Annotated in this window: 19 protein-coding genes and 4 tRNA genes; 10 read left to right on the forward strand and 13 right to left on the reverse strand. The window is 70.4% G+C overall.

Annotated features, from left to right (window positions below; translation table 11 throughout):
• Positions 1-35 precede the first annotated feature (35 nt).
• From BLW09_RS07065 to BLW09_RS07075, 3 genes are read right to left on the reverse strand one after another with little or no spacing between them, the layout of a single operon-like run.
• Positions 36-611 (reverse strand): hypothetical protein, encoded by a 576-nt coding sequence (locus BLW09_RS07065; protein WP_089910338.1) that lies wholly within the window; start codon positions 609-611, stop codon positions 36-38.
• On the reverse strand, positions 608-2,617 hold the full coding sequence (locus BLW09_RS07070) for a primary-amine oxidase (protein ID WP_089910340.1): 2,010 nt from the start codon (positions 2,615-2,617) through the stop codon (positions 608-610). Before BLW09_RS07070 ends, BLW09_RS07065 begins: the two co-directional genes overlap by 4 nt.
• Positions 2,618-2,628: 11 nt before the next feature.
• Positions 2,629-4,131, reverse strand: a complete 1,503-nt coding sequence (locus tag BLW09_RS07075; RefSeq protein ID WP_089910343.1) for an APC family permease — start codon at positions 4,129-4,131, stop codon at positions 2,629-2,631.
• Positions 4,132-4,326: 195 nt separating this feature from the next.
• On the opposite strand from BLW09_RS07075, the gene BLW09_RS07080 reads away from it, so the two are divergent.
• Together BLW09_RS07080 and BLW09_RS07085 are read left to right on the forward strand one after the other, a co-directional pair.
• Complete coding sequence (locus BLW09_RS07080) at positions 4,327-5,826, forward strand: APC family permease (RefSeq protein WP_231947110.1); 1,500 nt, start codon at positions 4,327-4,329, stop codon at positions 5,824-5,826.
• Positions 5,823-6,494, forward strand: coding sequence for a helix-turn-helix domain-containing protein (locus BLW09_RS07085; protein ID WP_089910348.1), 672 nt, complete (start codon positions 5,823-5,825; stop codon positions 6,492-6,494). The genes BLW09_RS07080 and BLW09_RS07085 overlap by 4 nt, the downstream gene beginning before the upstream one ends.
• Positions 6,495-6,582: 88 nt before the next feature.
• On the opposite strand, the gene BLW09_RS07090 is transcribed toward BLW09_RS07085, so the two are convergent.
• The 3 genes from BLW09_RS07090 to BLW09_RS07100 form a co-directional block, all read right to left on the reverse strand.
• A complete protein-coding gene (locus BLW09_RS07090) occupies positions 6,583-7,197 on the reverse strand; it encodes a hypothetical protein (protein WP_089910351.1) in 615 nt (204 codons plus the stop codon).
• Between the two features lie 42 nt (positions 7,198-7,239).
• Positions 7,240-7,644, reverse strand: coding sequence for a hypothetical protein (locus tag BLW09_RS07095; protein ID WP_089910354.1), 405 nt, complete (start codon positions 7,642-7,644; stop codon positions 7,240-7,242).
• A 156-nt stretch (positions 7,645-7,800) separates the two neighbouring features.
• A tRNA-Val gene (locus BLW09_RS07100) sits at positions 7,801-7,876 on the reverse strand.
• Between the two features lie 169 nt (positions 7,877-8,045).
• On the opposite strand from BLW09_RS07100, the gene BLW09_RS07105 reads away from it, so the two are divergent.
• The 3 genes from BLW09_RS07105 (at position 8,046) to BLW09_RS07115 (ending at position 8,354) form a co-directional block, all read left to right on the forward strand.
• Positions 8,046-8,118, forward strand: a tRNA-Gly gene (locus tag BLW09_RS07105).
• A 67-nt stretch (positions 8,119-8,185) separates the two neighbouring features.
• Positions 8,186-8,256: transfer RNA gene (locus BLW09_RS07110), tRNA-Cys, on the forward strand.
• Between the two features lie 26 nt (positions 8,257-8,282).
• A tRNA-Val gene (locus BLW09_RS07115) sits at positions 8,283-8,354 on the forward strand.
• Between the two features lie 120 nt (positions 8,355-8,474).
• Here BLW09_RS07115 and BLW09_RS07120 read toward each other — a convergent pair.
• Positions 8,475-8,753 (reverse strand): hypothetical protein, encoded by a 279-nt coding sequence (locus BLW09_RS07120; protein WP_089910357.1) that lies wholly within the window; start codon positions 8,751-8,753, stop codon positions 8,475-8,477.
• Between the two features lie 91 nt (positions 8,754-8,844).
• On the reverse strand, positions 8,845-9,210 hold the full coding sequence (locus BLW09_RS07125) for a hypothetical protein (protein ID WP_089910359.1): 366 nt from the start codon (positions 9,208-9,210) through the stop codon (positions 8,845-8,847).
• 86 nt (positions 9,211-9,296) lie between these two features.
• Between BLW09_RS07125 and BLW09_RS07130 the strand changes: the two genes are divergently transcribed.
• On the forward strand, positions 9,297-9,620 hold the full coding sequence (locus BLW09_RS07130; RefSeq protein ID WP_231947112.1) for a hypothetical protein: 324 nt from the start codon (positions 9,297-9,299) through the stop codon (positions 9,618-9,620).
• A gap of 9 nt (positions 9,621-9,629) precedes the next feature.
• Here the strand turns inward: BLW09_RS07130 and BLW09_RS07135 are convergent, their stop codons facing one another.
• Positions 9,630-10,073, reverse strand: a complete 444-nt coding sequence (locus BLW09_RS07135) for a GNAT family N-acetyltransferase (RefSeq protein WP_089916690.1) — start codon at positions 10,071-10,073, stop codon at positions 9,630-9,632.
• A 2-nt stretch (positions 10,074-10,075) separates the two neighbouring features.
• A complete protein-coding gene (locus BLW09_RS07140; protein WP_089910367.1) occupies positions 10,076-10,489 on the reverse strand; it encodes a hypothetical protein in 414 nt (137 codons plus the stop codon).
• A gap of 304 nt (positions 10,490-10,793) precedes the next feature.
• Between BLW09_RS07140 and BLW09_RS07145 the strand changes: the two genes are divergently transcribed.
• Both BLW09_RS07145 and BLW09_RS07150 read left to right on the forward strand, forming a co-directional pair.
• Positions 10,794-11,225: an Hsp20/alpha crystallin family protein gene (locus BLW09_RS07145; protein WP_157696913.1), complete on the forward strand. Its 432-nt coding sequence runs from the start codon at positions 10,794-10,796 to the stop codon at positions 11,223-11,225.
• Positions 11,226-11,397: 172 nt separating this feature from the next.
• Positions 11,398-12,084, forward strand: a complete 687-nt coding sequence (locus BLW09_RS07150) for a BON domain-containing protein (protein WP_089910373.1) — start codon at positions 11,398-11,400, stop codon at positions 12,082-12,084.
• A 37-nt stretch (positions 12,085-12,121) separates the two neighbouring features.
• Here the strand turns inward: BLW09_RS07150 and BLW09_RS07155 are convergent, their stop codons facing one another.
• Positions 12,122-12,580, reverse strand: coding sequence for a GyrI-like domain-containing protein (locus BLW09_RS07155; protein ID WP_089910376.1), 459 nt, complete (start codon positions 12,578-12,580; stop codon positions 12,122-12,124).
• A gap of 84 nt (positions 12,581-12,664) precedes the next feature.
• Here BLW09_RS07155 and BLW09_RS07160 point away from each other — a divergent pair, with 84 nt between their 5' ends.
• A complete protein-coding gene (locus BLW09_RS07160; protein ID WP_089910379.1) occupies positions 12,665-13,987 on the forward strand; it encodes a wax ester/triacylglycerol synthase domain-containing protein in 1,323 nt (440 codons plus the stop codon).
• Between the two features lie 3 nt (positions 13,988-13,990).
• Here BLW09_RS07160 and BLW09_RS07165 read toward each other — a convergent pair whose 3' ends face one another.
• On the reverse strand, positions 13,991-14,608 hold the full coding sequence (locus BLW09_RS07165) for a GNAT family N-acetyltransferase (protein WP_089910382.1): 618 nt from the start codon (positions 14,606-14,608) through the stop codon (positions 13,991-13,993).
• Positions 14,609-14,795: 187 nt separating this feature from the next.
• On the opposite strand from BLW09_RS07165, the gene BLW09_RS07170 reads away from it, so the two are divergent.
• The gene (locus BLW09_RS07170) at positions 14,796-15,869 is read left to right on the forward strand and encodes an alkene reductase (RefSeq protein WP_089910385.1); all 1,074 of its coding nucleotides are present in this window, start codon (positions 14,796-14,798) and stop codon (positions 15,867-15,869) included.
• A 22-nt stretch (positions 15,870-15,891) separates the two neighbouring features.
• Here BLW09_RS07170 and BLW09_RS07175 read toward each other — a convergent pair whose 3' ends face one another.
• Positions 15,892-16,251: a hypothetical protein gene (locus BLW09_RS07175; protein ID WP_157696914.1), complete on the reverse strand. Its 360-nt coding sequence runs from the start codon at positions 16,249-16,251 to the stop codon at positions 15,892-15,894.
• Position 16,252: the final 1 nt, after the last annotated feature.

Genomic DNA, 16,252 nt, shown 5'->3' on the forward strand with positions numbered 1-16,252 from the left:
CGCGCATTCGGCACGAATGTGGCGCGGGCGGCGCGCTACACGAGCAGCGGTAGCGACATCAGCGCGACGGAGGCCGCCCCGAGTGACGCCTCTGCGCGCAGGAGGCGCGGGAGCGGTCGCCGGAGCGCCAGGAGCCCGGACGCTACCGCGAAGGCGAGCGCGGCGAGCCCCAATGCCGCGACCATGTTCACCCCGTGGGCTGAGTGTCCGCCGCCCGCCGCGCCGTGGTGCGCGCCCGCCGCGACGATCAGCCCGCCCATCAGGATCGCCTGCAGCGCGCGGTGCAGTGCCATCGTCCGGGCGGGATGGGCGGGATGGGCGGGATGGGCGGGATCGGCGGGATGGGCGGAATGCGCGCCCGCCGCGCCGCTCCGCCCCACCCGCCGCAGCCGCTGCGCCATCGCGGTCGCGACCCCCGTCGCCACCAGCAGCGCCGCCCAGACGACCGGAGCGACGACGGGATGCGGCAGCAGCATCGTGTCCGCCATCGCCGCGAGCATGGCCAGCATCCCGAACCAGGCGAGCGGGGAGCGGCGGTCGGTGCTCCCGGCGACGCAGCATGCCCCCAGCGTCGCCGGGAGCATGCTGCCGAGGTGCAGGGTCTCGATCATCCGTGGTGCGTGTGCTCGCCGTGCCCGTGGCCGCCGTCGGCGTGGCCGTGGTGCCCCGGCGCGCAGTGCGCCGGAGCTTCGGCCGGGACGTTGAGGGCGGGGTTGCGGCCGAAGAAGCCGTAGGGCTTGAGCGTGAACTTCGCGTAGTCGACCGGCATGACCGGCCAGTCCTCCACGCGCGGGAAGTGCGTCGGCCCGAACGTGTGCCAGAGCACGATGTCCTCACCGTCCAGGGGCCGGTCCGCCGCCATGTAGGCGGGGAGGCCGTCGCCGCCCGGGTTCTGGTTGACGAACTCCCCGGCCGGATAGCGCTCGTCGCTGGCGTACTGCGTCACCCACAGCTGCTTGGTGGTGAACGCCGCCCGGGCGGTGACCGTGGCGGAGGGGTCCGCCATCAGCGTCGGGTTCTGCTCCGCGTGGAGCACGTACCCGGTGGGGCGGCCGAGCCGGTTGGTCTTCTCGGTGTTGACGATGTGCCAGGTGCGCCCGACGGACGCGTCGGCCTCGCGCGCTCCCTCCGCCTCGCTCAGGATGCGGGTCGCGCGCTTCGTGAACGCGTTGCCGTACGGGTTCGTCTCGCTGACCGGCAGGCGCACCGCGTCCACCTCCTCGACCGCGTTGGCCAGCCCGTCCACCATCATGTCGAGCCGCGCCGAGAACAGGTGCTGGTGGTAGGGCGCACCGAGACCCGGCGCCACCTCGCTCGCCGTCGCGGAGCCCTCGACGTACGACGAGGTGAACAGGATGCCGGTGAGCTTGGCCTCGCACTCGATGGTGCCGTCGAGGTACAGGTACCAGTAGAAGCCGTAGTCGTAGTTGCCGACCGTGGTGAAGAAGGAGATCACGAGCCTCCGCGACCGCCGCACCTCGTTGGCCGAGGTGAACAGGTCGGTGTGCTTCCACAGCGTCCCGTAGTCCTCCTCGTGCATGCAGATCGCGTTCTCGATCGTCTTCGGCCGGCCGAACTCGTCGGACAGCACGGCGTCGAAGTAGCGGATCTCGCCGAGGCAGTCGCAGCCCAGCGTGAGCGAGTTCGCGAAGCGGCCGAACAGGTACTCGCCGGTGTCGAAGTAGTTCTGCCAGTACCGGGTCGGCGACGGGTCCGCGTACGGCACGACCATCTCGGCGATGGAGGCGCGGTAGACCACCGGACGCACCTCGCCTCCCTGGTCGGGGTCGGCGAATCCGAGGTTCCGCAGGATGAGCCCCTCCCGCGCGTCGAAGCCGAGCGAGAACGACCAGTTGGCCCAGGTGACCCGGTCGCCGTCGACGGCGAAGCTCGGTCCCTCCGGCTGGGTGATCGAGATCGGCTTCAGCGTGTCGAGCGGCGCAGGCCGCTCCGACTCCAGGTGGAAATTGCCCGGCTCCTCCGGCACGGGCAGCTCGAACGCGTCGACGACCTGCGTGACCTCGCGCGCGATGACGTCGACGTACGCGCAGAGGCCGTCGACCGGGTGCGCCCACGGGTGGTCCTCGGCGTGGTCCATCCGGAACGCGAAGACCCGGATGATCCGGCGGCCTTCCTCGCCCGGGATGTCGTAGGAGCCGGGGGAGAGCGGTGCGTAGACGACCTGCTCGCTCACCAGTCCGCGCTTCCCGAGCGCTGCGAGCCAGCCGGAGTCCGCGGCGAGGATGCCGCCGATCGCCTCGAACTCCTCCTCCAGGATGGGGACCTGGCCGCGCGAGCCGTCGATCGGAACCAGCGCGATGACCTCGCCCCGGGTGAGGGAGACGGCGGCGTCGGCGCTTGCGCCGGTGGCGACGTCGAGCAGCAGGATGCGCGCCTCGCGGTCCGGCGCGGGGGCCTCGCCGGCGAGCGCGGCCAGCACATCCGCCTTGTCGGGCTCCAGCAGCCCCACATAGACGAAGCGGGTGGTGTCCGTCACGACGCCGGCGCTGCGGAGGATGCGTGTCGCCGACTCGATCTCGGCGGCGGTCAGGCTGGAGAGCGGTCCGGGTGCCGCCGTGTCGTCGTGGGGGAGGGTGAGGGGGAGTTCGGTCGTCATGTGCAGGTCTCCTAGGCGCTGATGGTGTCGATGATGTTCTCGTAGGCGGCGCGCTTGCTGCGGCGCAGGACGAGGGCCTGCACCACGCCGATCACGGGAACGGCGAGCATGGCGGCGAAGAAGGCGATGGAGAGCGGGCCGACCACCGGGGTGCCCTTCGCATCCACATCGCCGATGAGCAGCGGGAAGTTGTCGACGATGATGAGCGTCACCCCGATCAGGCCGAGCAGGCCGATGACGGGGGCGATCACCGTGCGCCAGAGGCCTGCGCCGGTCTTCGTGCGGGCGAAGTAGACGATCACGGCCAGGCAGGTCAGCGCCATCAGCACGACGATGGCCAGCGTTGCGATGCCGCTGAACCAGGTGAACACCTGCAGCACGGGGTCGAGGCGGAACAACGCGAAGACCGCGATCAGCACCGCCGCGGTGGCGGTCTGCACCAGTGACGACACGTACGGCGAGGAGTGCTTGCCGTGGACGCGTCCGATCGCCGCCGGGAACACCGACGCGTTCGACATCGAGTGCTGGTAGCGGGTGACGACGTTGTGGAAGGAGAGGACGCACGCGAAGAGGCTCGTGATCAGCAGCACGTTCACGATGACGCCGCCGACCGATCCCAGGTAGTGGACGGCCGTGTTCACAATGAATCCGCCGGTGTCGGAGGCGACGACGTCCACGATCTTCGCGGGGCCCCATCCCATCACCAGCGCCCAGGACGCGAACGTGTAGAAGACGCCGATGGCGATGACGGCGATGTAGGTCGCCCGCGGGATGGTCTTCTCCGGCTCCTTGGCCTCGTCGCGGAAGATGGCGGTCGACTCGAATCCGATGAACCCGGCGAGGGCGAACATGAGCCCGATGCCGGGGGAGCCCGACAGCACGGTGCTCGGCTCGAACGGAGCGAGCGAGAGCCCCTCGGCCCCGCCCGTCCCGATGATGACGAAGCTCAGGACGATGACGATGCCGACCTCGGCGATCAGCAGGATGCCGAGCACGCGCGAGCTCAGCTCGATGTGCCGGTACCCGAGCACGCCGACCAGGGCGATCATCGCGAGCGAGTACACGTACCAGGGGATGTCCGGGCCGTGCAGCGCGACGACCGACGACTCGAGCGTCGCCCCCAGGTAGCCGTAGACCGCCACCTGCACGGTCGTGTAGGTCAGGAGCGCCAGGTAGGCGGCCGCGAGACCGAGCGGGCGTCCCATCCCGTAGCCGACATAGGTGAAGAAGGCGCCGGGCCGGGGGATGAACCGGCTCATGGCACTCAGCCCGACGGCGAAGAACAGCAGGATGACGGCGCCGATCGCGAACATGCTCGGCACGCCCGCTCCGTTGCCGAGCAGCACGGCGACCGGGAAGCCGCCGCCGATCACGGTGAGCGGCGCCGCGGCGGCGACCACCATGAACACGATCGAACCGACGCCGAGCCGGCCGGAGAGCTGGCGCGCGGCGCCGGGACCTCGGATGGCGATCGGATCGCCGAGCAGAGCCTGTGGCTCCTGTGCAGCCGTCATGGGTTCCTCCTGGGGGTGAGGGGTGGTGGTGCCGTCAGTCTCGCGAGGGGGTGTTGCACGTCCGTTCCGCCGGCGTGAAGAGTCGGCGCTCGCCGAATGGGACGACCCGCGTCGCATTCGGGGTCACGCGCCCGTGACGCCGACGAAACCCGGCCGCAACACGCCCGCCGTAGCCTCGCGGGCGAGGAGCACACCGTGACAGCACAGCCCCCCGTGACGGCCCTGAGCCGGGCGATCGCCGATCCGACGCCGGTCGACGGCCTCCCCGCGCGCTCGCCGATGGCCGGCCTCGACCGCCGCAGTCTCGGTTTCGTGGATGTGCTGGCCCAGTCGGTCGGGGCCGTCGCCCCGTCGGCCGCGGCGGCCACCTGCCCGGTGCTGGTCGCCGCGCGCGCCGGATCGGGCACCCTGCTGGCCTTCCTGCTCGCCGGCGTGCTGATGGCGCTCGTCGCCTACGCGGTCAACCAGTTCACGCGCCGGATGGCGGCGACCGGATCCCTTTACACGTTCGCGGCGCGCGGCCTGGGCGTGCGGGCCGGCTTCGCGACCAGCGCCGCGATGATCGTCGGCTACGGGTTCGTCGCGATGTTCGCCCTGCTCGGGGCCGCCTACTACGGCCTGACGCTGCTGGCGCACGCGGAGCCCGGCGTCACCGGCTCCCGCGGGCTCGTGCTTCTGCTGCTCGCCGGATCCGGTGCGCTCTGCCTGCTGGTGCTCTGGCGCGGCATCCGGCTCTCCACGCGTGTCACGCTGGTCGTCGAGCTGCTGTCGATCGTGGGCATCCTGGTGCTGATCGCGGTGCTGCTCGTCCGGGTTCCTGGCTCCTCGTTCGCGAGCGTCGCGGTGCCCCGGTCGGTCGGCATCCCGGAGCTCGCGGCGGGCACGACCGTCGCGGTGACCGCCTTCGTCGGGTTCGAGAGCGCGGCGACGCTCGGTGTGGAATCGCGGCGGCCGTTCGCGACCATCCCGCGCACCATCCGCTGGACCGTGATCGCTGCCGGGCTGCTCTATCTGCTCTCCGCGTACACGCAGCTGGCGGGCTTCCAGGCGCTCGGAGGGGATCTCGTCGCCAGCCACACCCCGGTCAACGACCTCGCCGCGCGTGCGGGCGTCGAGTGGATCGGCCTGCTGCTGGATGCGGCGCTCGCGTGCTCGTTCCTGGCGTGCGCCCTGGCCTCGACCACGGCGCTCGCGCGCGTGCTGTTCTCCCTCGGCCGCGAGGGGATCGCGCCGCGTGCCCTCGGACGCGCGCATCGCCGGTTCCGCACCCCGCACATCGCATTGACGGTCGCGATCGTGGCCGAGGTCGCCGTGCCTGCGGTGCTGGTGGTGGCCGGGATGGGGCCGTGGCAGGCGATGGGCGTCGTCGTGGTGTGTGCGGCGGCCGGCTACATGACGGCGTATGCGCTCGTCTGCGTCGCGACGCCGTTCTTCCTGCGGCGGATCGGGGAGCTGACCGTCGGTCCCGCGATCGCGGCGGCGACGGCCGCGGTCGGTCTCGTGATGGCGCTCGCACTCGACCTCTGGCTCGAGGTCTCGGGCGACCGGGCCGTCGCGGTGCTGCTGCTGGCGGGGGTGGCGGCGGTCGCCTTCGGGCTGTGGGTGCTATGCCGACGGCGGAGGGCGGACGCGCTGCTCCGCATCGGCCTCTACGACGAGCCGACGACGGGGGACGTGCTCGGCGGGGCGCCATGAACGCCATCCCGGAGCTGAGCGGGCGGCAGCCGGGCGCGGTGCACAGTGCGTTCGCGGTGCTGGAGGAGGTCGCGCGCGCCGGGCCCGGGATCACCGCGCAGCAGCTCTCGGCCCGGCTGGGGCTTCCGCGTGCGACGGCCTACCGCATCCTGAACCTCCTGGTGCAGGACGAGTACCTGGTGCGCATGCCCGACCTGCGCGGCTTCGCCCTCGGCCGCAAGGTGGCCGAGCTCGCCGATGTCGCCCAGGCACAGGATGCGGCCGCCACGGCGCGGGAGGCGGTCGCGGAGCTCCGCGCGCGCATCCGGGGCGGCGTGCATCTCGCCGTCTACCGCGACGACCGCGTCGTGCCTGTCGATGTCGACCCCGATTTCCCGCTCTCGGACCCCAAGCGCATCGGCTCGGATCTGAGCGTCTCGGCCCTCGGCCGCCTCCTGCTCGCGGAGCAGGCCGCGCGTGCCGTGCCGTCGCCGACGCGGTTCACGACGCAGGAGGGGGAGCTCGTGCCCGGCTTCGGCTGCCTCGCGGTTCCCGTGCGCGGCGGCGACCAGCGCCTGGTCGCCGGGCTGGCGCTGGCTCTCCCCGCCGCCCGCTTGGCCGACCGCGACGGGCTGGTGTCGCTGGTCGCGGACACCGCGGTCCGGCTGGGGCCGCTGCTCGGCCGATGAAAGGTCGAGTTGTATGCGATCACCCGACCACCGCTTTTTCGGCGGCGCAGTGGTCACGGGTCGGACTCCGCTCGTCGCCTCCTCCGGTTCACCCGAAGAGCGACTGCAGCAGTCTCGGTGTGTAGGTTTCCGGGCCGGCATTGTTCCAGTCTGAGGCGATCCAGTCGCCGTGACCGAAGTACTGCGATTCGCCGATAGACCGGCCGGTGTGGGAGTCGTCGGTCAGGCACCACATGCCGTCGTAAACCGGGCTGCATCCCCAGTTGAGTTGTTCCAGGTGGGCGATCGCGGTTTGTGCGGTCGTGTCGTCGACGTGGCGGAATTGGGTGGTGAGGAATGTGTCGCTCGGCCCGGCCGACGGGGCCCAGTCGCAGATGACCCCGGGGTTGTGCGCCAGCAGGGGCGCGAGTGTCGGGTCGTAGCTGCCGTAGCCGCCCACTTCCGCCCGAACCACGCCCGGACCGGACTTCCATGCGGGGTTGAGGACGAGCGACCCGTCCGGCGACATGAACGTGGTGAGTACGGAGTAGAACGCCTTGCAGCTGGTGGGCAACCCGTCGGCGACGGCCGGAGTCGCTGACGCAACGGGCGAATGCGTTGCCTGGTGCGTTGCGGACTGGCTGGGCGCGCTGGTGGCTGACGCGGTGCAGCCTGCGAGGGAGAGCGCAATGAGACAGATGACCGCTGACGTGACGAGCTTCACGCCGGAAACCCTAGCGGACAGCGTCGTCTACTGCGGCCGCGTTCAGTTCGATGAGGACGCCAACGGCGGGGTCAGCAGGAACCCGACCACCAAGACGAGGAGCACGGTCGATACAACCCCGACGAGGGTGACCAGCCACACCCGTTGGCGCGCGGAGCGTGCGGCGACGCCCGCGGTGACAGCGCCTGCGACCAGGACGATCGCGGACGCGATCGCCGAGAGCTGCACCCTGAACAGGGTCTCGCCAGCGTTCAGCTCGGCAATGACCGCGTCGTAGGGCCCCGGCCAGCCGTACCGGAGAAGGTGCTGCCATTCGCCGACGACTGAGGCGCCCGGGGCGAGGAGAAGGATGGCGGTCGCGCCGTAGACGATCACCGGAAGGGCGGCGCGGTTCCGTTCCGTTTGCGTGCGCGGGTGGTTGCGGCTGCGGGTGTTCGGGACGGTCACGGGTCGGACTCTACTCGCGGCGATCACGACCGGTGAGATCACGGACGTAAGCTCACCGACGCGGAGAAAGCCGGACGCGGGCGCCGCCGAGATTCGCGACCCACATCTCTGCATCCCTGACAAACGAAAAACCCCTGGCTGACCGGGGTCTTTCTCTGGTGGGCGATACCAGACTCGAACTGATGACCTCTTCCGTGTGAAGGAAGCGCGCTACCAACTGCGCCAATCGCCCGTGTGCTGCGAGATTCGATACTAGCCGACTCCGGGGCCCCGATGCACATCGACGCGGGGGACCCGAACGCGACCGCAGGCGACACACCCGGCGGGCGTAATCGGTTTTGTCATGCGCGTTCTGATCGGCTAGAGTCTTTCAAGTGCCGCAGGGAACTGCGGGGCGAAATGCGGATGTAGCGCAGTTGGTAGCGCATCACCTTGCCAAGGTGAGGGTCGCGAGTTCGAGTCTCGTCATCCGCTCGAGTCGGCCCGGTCTACGGATCGGGCCTCTCAGGTACGGTACGGTTTTTTCCGTGTTGTGGCGTTCGGTGGATTGGCCGAGAGGCGAGGCAGCGGCCTGCAAAGCCGTATACACGGGTTCGAATCCCGTATCCACCTCGATCCTGAGCTTCGCGTTCAGGTTCGGGCGATTGGCGCAGCGGTAGCGCGCTTCCCTGACACGGAAGAGGTCACTGGTTCGATCCCAGTATCGCCCACAGAGAGAAGCCCCCGGGAAACCGGGGGTTTCGTCGTTTCTGACGTGATCGGAAAGCGATGGGCTCGGTCGCGGGGTCGCGATGTGGCGACGGGGTTCGTTTCTTCCTGCACTAGCCGCGTCAGGCCAGGTCTTCATCTGCGACACGATCGGCGTCGGCGAGCTGCCGCAAGGCAGCGCTCCCGGCCAGGGTGGTCGCGGCGATGCAGGCAGACGCGGCCAACAAGACGAGCAGCCAGTACATCGCATGCACGACGGTCGCCGTCAGCCACGGGTGCTCCATGGACAGCGAGCCGCCGAACCAGCGGTCGGGCTCAGGCACGAGAGCGGGGCTGACGATCACTCCGGCGAAGCACGCAACGTACCCGGCGACGACGAGCACGATCACCAGGGCTGGCAAGACGCCAGCATGTGGACCAGCATGTCTTTTCATCGAGTCCCCTCCACCCAGGCGGGATCGTAGCAAGCTCAGCTTCGTGGCCCCAGGGTCGCTAACCGCGTCGCGGCCAGGAGATCGTCGGGTACGGCTGTGGCGCGTCCGGGACCGCCCAGACGATGGCCAGCGTCGCAAGCACCGCGGCGCCGACGACGCCGAGCGCGATGAAGGTCACCCAGTACGGGCGCAGGCATACGGCGGTGATGACGAGGGTGACGGGGAGCCAGCCGACGAAGGCCAGTGCGGCGAGCAGGAACATCCGCGCGACGAAGTTCAATTGAATGATCAGGTACCAGTCGACCGCTGCCATGAGCAGCAGCACCAGAACCGCGATCGCGGCAAGGATGTTCGCCGCGACACTCCGCCGGCGGTACCGCGCCGTCGCCTGCTCGAAAGCGAGCCCCCGCTCCGATACCGTCATCCGATCCCCCCGATCGTCCTTCGCCGGCTCTCATCTTCGCAGGCGAAGCCGCCGGCGCCACGAAGCGTGATGGCTAAGCTCGCGCTGTGAGAGCACACGAGACAGTCCACGCCGAACCGGGACGCATTCTCGGCCACCCGACCTATCGAGTGAACTTCTGGGAACGTCCCGGGCCGGACACCGGCTGGCAGCTCGACGCGTTCGCGCTAACCGAGGCGAACGATGTCGCCGAAGCGATGGCGTGGGCGGACGAGCACTCGCGTGGGCGCCGGTTCGAGCTGTTCGTCGAGATCGAGGATGAGGCTGTCCACGACTTCCAGACTCCGCGTCGCGCGGACCTGATCCGCCTGACCGGGACCGATCCGAACGACGGTGTGAGCGTCGAGGTGCTCATCCGCACGATCGACTGACCCCGCCGGTCACCCCAGCTCGCCGGCGTACCGCATCAGCATCGAATCGCGTCGTCGGAAGCCGACGGACTCGTAGAGGCGGATCGCCGACTCGCGGCTGGGCCGTGATGTGAGGTCGAGCGTCCTCATCCCTCGCGCGCGAGCCAGCTCGACGACTGCCTCGAGCATGATCCGGGCGATACCGCGGCCGCGGAGCTCGTGAGCCACCACGACGTCGTCGAGGTGGCCGCGCACTCCGGTCGGCAGCGGGAACGATGCGAGCGTCGCCATTCCGACGAGGCGGCCGTCGCCGCGGGCGACGATGAGGTCGGTGCCGTCATGCGTCAGCATCGAGAGGACGCGTGCACGGTCGAAGGTGGCCGTCGACGACAGTTGAGGGAGCAGCCGCTCGATGGCAGCGAGGTCCTCGTCGCTGAGCACATCGGCGACCTGGACGGTGATCGGATCAGCCACGATCAGGCGCACATCTCAGCGCGAGCGGGCTTCAGCTCGTCCAGGACATCAGTGATGACGCCCGGAAGCTGCGCGACCGCCGCTTCGCCGCCCGTGCCCGACAACAGCTGGACCTGTGCGTCGAGTCGAGAGGCAGCGTCGCGGATTCGCGAAGACGTCGCTGTGCTGGCCGAGGCGTCAGTCCTCAAGGCGTTCTCGATCCCGGTCACCCATCCCGCCGCGCCGGCCGCGTCGTGATGATCGAGGCACCACGCGCGGAGCGCCTCCAGATTGGTGACCGCCGAGCGCACGTTCAGGCACGCTACGCCGGACGCCGCTGCTCCGTGGTCCGGAATCGTGGAGCAGCCCACCAGGCCGATGGCTAGCGCAGCAGCGGCGATGGCGATGGTGCGGATAGCGCGAGCGCGCTTGTTCATGGTGCATTCCCCCTGTCAACGATGACATCTGCGGCGATCCTACAGACGGTGCTGAGTCGGGCGTCGTCCGGTCGGCATAGTCTGTTCGTCGTTTCTGGACCGCCGCTGGCGCTACCGTCCGGGGAAAGCCTCTCGAATCTCCGACGTACCGCGGTGCGGATGGAGATCCCGGCCGAAAAGGACCGGATCTCCGACCTGGGCGGTCGCCGTACCCCTCGTGGGACCTTCGGCCCGCGCCGTCGCGCCCCGCCGGACGTACCGTATCGGCGTCACCACGGACACCGACGAGAGAGGGGACACCGTCATGGCACGCAATCTGGTCCGTTTCGACCCGTTCGCGGAGCTCGACCGGCTGCAGCGGGACTTCTTCGAGGACGGCATGCTCGCGTCGCGCCGCACCAAGCTGCCCACGACCGACATCTACACGAAGGACGACAACGAGCTCATCGTCGAGGTGCACCTTCCCGACTTCGACGAGAACGACATCTCGGTGAACATCGACGAGGGCGCGCTGGTCATCCAGGCCGAGAAGCACGAGAAGGAGGAGGACAAGGACAAGAAGTACGTCGTCCGCGAATCCAGCCAGAGCTTCTACCGCCGCATCGCGCTCCCGCAGCAGTCCGACCAGGCGAAGATCGCCGCCACCTTCGACAAGGGCGTCCTCCGGGTCGACGTGCCGTTCGCGGCGCTTCCGGCGCCGACGAAGATCCCCATCACAGCAGGGACGAAGGCCTGATCGGCGACGAGGACGGGGGAAGAAGGGGGACGGCCGGGAGGCTCGAATCCCGACCAGGCGTGCCGCGGTGCTCCGGGGGAGCAGCGCGGCACGCGTTCGCCGGCGGGACGTTCCGGGCGTCACGGGACCTTCGCCCCTCCTGCCGGCAACGGCACGGCGGCACCATGTCGGCATGGACACCACCACCGGCACGCATGCAGCCGCGGACCTGAAGGTCCGTCACGACGTCCAGTCCGAACTCGGCTGGCAGCCCGGCATCGACGAGCCGGCGCACATCGGCGTCGCGGTCGACGGCGGCATCGTCACCCTCAGCGGCGAGGTCCCGTCACTCAGCCAGCGCGCTGCGGCCGTGATGGCCGCGCAGCGCGTCGCGGGCGTGCTCGCCGTCAACGACGAACTCCGCGCGCGAGCGCTCGGAGGCGAGCCGGAGGGGCTCGAACTGGCGAAGGCGGTGAACGACGTTCTGCGCTGGACGTCCGGCATCCCTGAGGAGAGGATCCACCTGGAGGTCATGGACCACACGGTGACCCTGAGCGGGCTCGTGGACTGGAACTACCAGCGGACGGCCGCGGTCAAGGCGGTCCGGCGCATCGACGGCGTCCATGCCGTCGTCGACCGCATCCAGCTCACCGGACGGCCGGACGCCGAAGACGTCACCCATCGGGTGCGCGAGGCGATCATCCGCAACGCCGCGCTCGACGCCCGCAACATCGTGGTCACCGTCGACGGCACCGAGCTGACCCTGAAAGGCACCGTTCGGTCGTGGATCGAGAAGCACGAGGCGGAGCTCTCGGCGTGGTCGTCCCCGAACGTCACCCGGGTGCACAACCTGCTCATCGTCGACCTGGGGCGCGGCTGACGCGCTCCCGCCCGAAGCCGTCTCCGCACCCGAGACGTCAGGGCACGGACCAGCAGATCGTCGTCCTCCAGGTGGACGGATCGGGCTGGCTCTGCGGATCGCTCAGGTAGCACTCCCACATGACCTCGCCGGGAGTCAGGCCCGCGTCGGCGACGAAGCGCTGGATCTCGTCGTAGGTCTGCTGGATCGTGTCGTACGGTCCGATGTGCGTGGCTTCGACCACCCGGCCGCCGGGCAGCGTGCCGGGCACGACCTCACCCGATGCCGTGATCGGCGCGGAGGCGGGGAAGCCCGCCTCGACGTCGACGGTGTCGGTAGGCATCCCGGAGTACTTGCCGAACGGAGGCCCCGCCGGATGCTGCCCCTGGGCCTGCAGCGCCGCGGCGGTCTCCTGGAACGCCCGGGCGAAGAACGCGGGGAGGTCGGCGAGGGGGACGCGCTCGTGCACGACGGCGGTCGGCTGCTCCGAATGCTGGACGATGGCGATCTCGGTCATGCGGCAATGATGAATCGGGCGATGCCGCCCGGCGAGGGTCGAACGTCCCGGCGGCGTGCACCTCGGCCGCCGTAGCGTGAGGCCATGAAGACCGTTCGAGCGGCGACGCCGATGGCGGCGGTGGATGCGGCCAACTTCATCGTGGAGCAGGGCCAGCCCAACGTCGTCACACTGGTCGGCCTCCTCGCTCCCGGCGGTTTCGTGGACGGCGCAGGCGACCCCGATGTCGACGCACTCCTCGAGGTGCTCGCCCCGCGGGTCGAGCGGTTGGCGGCCCTGCACCGGGTGCCCGTCGAATCCGGCGGCGAATGGAGCTGGCGGTCGGTCGATCCGGACCTGGCGCAGCACATCCGCGTGATCCGGCCGGAACCTCCCGCCGCGGACGGGGAGGCGTCCACCGCGCTCGAGCGGACGTGCGCCCGGGTCGTCATGACTCCGCTCGACACCCGACGCCCGCTCTGGGAGGTGCTGCTCGTGCCCCGCGTGGCCGGGGATCGGTGCGGGATGCTGTTCCGCCTGCACCACGCGGTCGCCGACGGCCTGGGGGCCGAGGCAGTGGTCGCCGCCCTGTCCGACCCGCTTCCGGCGGAGACACCCGTCGCGGCCGGCCCCGGGCCGGCGGATCGTGCCGCGCCCGCTCGGAGGCCGTTCGTCCTGCGGCTGGGGGACCTGGTGGACCAGACGCTCGCGGTCTTCCGCCGCCGCGTCCACTCGAAGGTCCTGCTGGGGCCGCTCGGTGCGACGCGCGACGTCGCGTTCCTGGAGGTCGACCTCGCGTCCCTGCACGAGGGCGCCCGACGCCTCGGCGGCACGATCAACGACGCCTTCCTCGCCGCGTTCGGCCGTGGCATCCACGCGATGCTCGTCGCCGCGGGGGAGGTGCCGCCCGCCACGCTCCCGGTCTCGAGTCCCGTGCGCCTTGCCCGGTCCGCGGGCGAGGGGAACGCGACCGGTGTCATGCTGGTCGAGATCCCGGTCGGCAGTGCGCTGGGCGATCCGCCCTCCGATGGCTCCGTCGCCCGGGTGGCCGCCGTGACGCGCTCCGAGAAGGCCAGGGCGCGGGCCGTCGGGACGTTCCGGTTGATGCGGAGTCCCCGCGCCGCGCGGTTCCTCATGCGCTTCGCTCGCCGCCAGCGGGCCGTCGCGGCGATCGCGTCCGAGCTGACCGGACCTGCGCACGCTCTCCGACTGGCCGGGGCGGAACTGGCCGCAGCCTGGCCGCTGGCACTGCTGTCCGGCAACGTCCGGGTCGGTGCGCTCGCCGTGTCCTACGCCGACCGGTTCCGCGTCAGCGTGCAGACCGACGGAGAGCACGTGCCGCCGGCCCGCGTGCTCGCCGATGCCATGGCGGACGCGCTCGACCGCATCGCCGCGCAGGGCGAAAGGCGGGCGGATCGCACAGGCTAGCGATCACCGGGCCGGATCGACAGTCGCGCGTCCGTCGGGTGGCGGGACCGTGATGCGCATCACCGTCTTGCTCTTCCCGATATGACGCTCGAACGTGAATCCGGCCTTCTCGAACATCGTCCTCGTGCCGTTGTGGAGAAACGATGACGATGTCCTCTTTCCGGGGACGAGTTCGTTCGGGAACGAGACCACCTCGCCTCCGCCCGCCTGCCTGATCAGGTCGAGCGCCCCGTCCAGCGCCTCCCGCGCCACCCCTTCGCGGCGGTGGTCGCGGTCGACGAAGAAGCACGTGATGCGCCACGGAGCCGGCCGCGTCTCGCCCGCGTCGTACTGCCTGCGGTGGTAGATGTTCGGCAGTTCGGCGGGACTCCCGTACTCGCACCAGGCGATCGCATCGTCACCGTCGAAGACGAGCGCGGCATGAGCGACGCCCTCCGCCACGAGCCGCCGCTTGAAGGTCGGGCCGTCGTACTCGCGTTTCACGGTGTCCGCCGTATCGCCGTGGAAGTACGAGCAGTAGCACCCGCCCCAGACGCCGTTGTGCTTCTCCGCGAGCGCCAGCCACCCCGGGAAGGTCTCCAGGGTCAGCGGCTTGATCACATGCTCAGAAGTCACGCTCATCGCCCCCTTTCACCCCACCTCCTCCAGTGTGCCGACCTCGATTCCGGTGCGCCAGAGGCGGCCGCGTCCACGCCTCGACGGAATACGACGCGGGCGCGGCCCGTTACCGTCGAGGTTGCGCTCCGACAGCGCTGCGCCCGCGGCCCCGACCGGCCGCGGCATCCGAACTCCGAAAGGCATCCCCTCGATGGATCTGTTCTCTCCCGTCTCGCTCGGCGACCTCCACCTTCCCAACCGCGTCGTGATGGCGCCGCTCACGCGAACACGCTCGGGCGAGGCCGGCATCCCCGGGCCGTTGGTGGCGGAGCACTACGCGCAGCGGGCGAGCGTCGGTCTGATCATCTCCGAGGGCACCTACCCGAGCCACGAATCCCGTGCCTACCCGGGCCAGCCGGGCATCGTCACGGACGAGCAGATCGCCGGCTGGCGCGCGGTCGCGGACGCGGTCCACGCCGAGGGCGGCCGCATCGTCATGCAGCTGATGCACGGCGGGCGGGTCTCGCATCCCCTGATCACCGGCACCGAGCGCATCGTCGCACCGAGCGCCGTCGCGATCGAGGGGGAGGCGCGCACGCCCGTGGGGAAGGTCGCCTACCCGGTGCCCCACGCGCTCACCGCCGAGGAGCTCGCGACGGTCCGCGCCGAGTTCGTCGCCGCGGCGGAGAACGCCATCGCGGCCGGTTTCGACGGGGTCGAGGTGCACGGCGCCAACGGCTACCTGCTGCACCAGTTCCTCTCGCCGGTGTCGAACGTCCGCGACGACGAGTACGGCGGTTCCCCGGAGGCGCGCGCCCGGTTCGCGGTCGAGGTGACCAGCGCGATCGCCGCCGCTGTCGGCGCCGGGCGGGTGGGCATCCGCCTGTCGCCTATGCACAACATCCAGGATGTGGTCGAGACCGATCTCGCCGATGCCACCGCCACCTACCGGGCCGTCGTCGACGGGATCGCGCCGCTCGGGCTGGCGTATGTCAGCGTGCTCCACAGCGAGCCGACCGGCGCTCTGGTGCAGGACCTGCGCGAGCGCTTCGGCGGCCCGTTCATCGTGAACAGCGGATTCGGCTCGGTCACGACCCGCGACGAGGCGATCACGCTGGTCGAGGACGCGCACGCGGACGCGGTCGCCGTCGGCCGTCTCGTTATCGCCAACCCGGACCTCGTGGAGCGGTGGAAGGGCGAGCACCCCGAGAACCGGCCCGACCCGGTCACGTTCTACGGGGACGGCGCGGAGGGATACACGGACTACCCCCGACTCAGCGCGTAGGCGTCCCATGTCGCGCCGGCCGTCATCCTCCGAGGAGGGGAGCCGGCGGGTGGAGGAAGAGCATCGCCGTGGCGCAGAAGACGACGCTGGTGCAGATCCCGAAGGCCGGCACCAGCCACGCGCGTCGCGGCGCCGCGAGCCCCACCAGCGAGGCCAGCAGCACGGCGACCCCGAACGGCAGCACAGCGCCGGCGACGGCGAGCTGCAGCGCCGGTCCCATGCGGTAGAGCTCGTCTCGGCCGACGGTGGGGCCGCCGATGGCGAGAGCGACGCTCAGGGCGAGCATGACCAGCACGACGACGGCGACCCCGTGGGCAGCGAGCAGCAGGAGGGTCGTGAGGACCGGGCGACGGCGACGCAGCGGCGTGCGCGTCGTGGTCATG

It is taken from the genome of Leifsonia sp. 21MFCrub1.1 (assembly GCF_900107895.1).
GTDB lineage: Bacteria > Actinomycetota > Actinomycetes > Actinomycetales > Microbacteriaceae > Leifsonia > Leifsonia soli.

Coding starts and splice junctions, on each gene's coding strand:
- BLW09_RS07175 (WP_157696914.1), bottom strand. CDS start 16,251: ATGACCACGACGCGCACGCCGCTGCGTCGCCGTCGCCCGGTCCTCACG.
- BLW09_RS07170 (WP_089910385.1), top strand. CDS start 14,796: ATGGATCTGTTCTCTCCCGTCTCGCTCGGCGACCTCCACCTTCCCAAC.
- BLW09_RS07155 (WP_089910376.1), bottom strand. CDS start 12,580: ATGACCGAGATCGCCATCGTCCAGCATTCGGAGCAGCCGACCGCCGTC.
- BLW09_RS07150 (WP_089910373.1), top strand. CDS start 11,398: ATGGACACCACCACCGGCACGCATGCAGCCGCGGACCTGAAGGTCCGT.
- BLW09_RS07160 (WP_089910379.1), top strand. CDS start 12,665: ATGAAGACCGTTCGAGCGGCGACGCCGATGGCGGCGGTGGATGCGGCC.
- BLW09_RS07140 (WP_089910367.1), bottom strand. CDS start 10,489: ATGAACAAGCGCGCTCGCGCTATCCGCACCATCGCCATCGCCGCTGCT.
- BLW09_RS07085 (WP_089910348.1), top strand. CDS start 5,823: ATGAACGCCATCCCGGAGCTGAGCGGGCGGCAGCCGGGCGCGGTGCAC.
- BLW09_RS07125 (WP_089910359.1), bottom strand. CDS start 9,210: ATGACGGTATCGGAGCGGGGGCTCGCTTTCGAGCAGGCGACGGCGCGG.
- BLW09_RS07070 (WP_089910340.1), bottom strand. CDS start 2,617: ATGACGACCGAACTCCCCCTCACCCTCCCCCACGACGACACGGCGGCA.
- BLW09_RS07075 (WP_089910343.1), bottom strand. CDS start 4,131: ATGACGGCTGCACAGGAGCCACAGGCTCTGCTCGGCGATCCGATCGCC.
- BLW09_RS07165 (WP_089910382.1), bottom strand. CDS start 14,608: ATGAGCGTGACTTCTGAGCATGTGATCAAGCCGCTGACCCTGGAGACC.
- BLW09_RS07065 (WP_089910338.1), bottom strand. CDS start 611: ATGATCGAGACCCTGCACCTCGGCAGCATGCTCCCGGCGACGCTGGGG.
- BLW09_RS07145 (WP_157696913.1), top strand. CDS start 10,794: ATGGCACGCAATCTGGTCCGTTTCGACCCGTTCGCGGAGCTCGACCGG.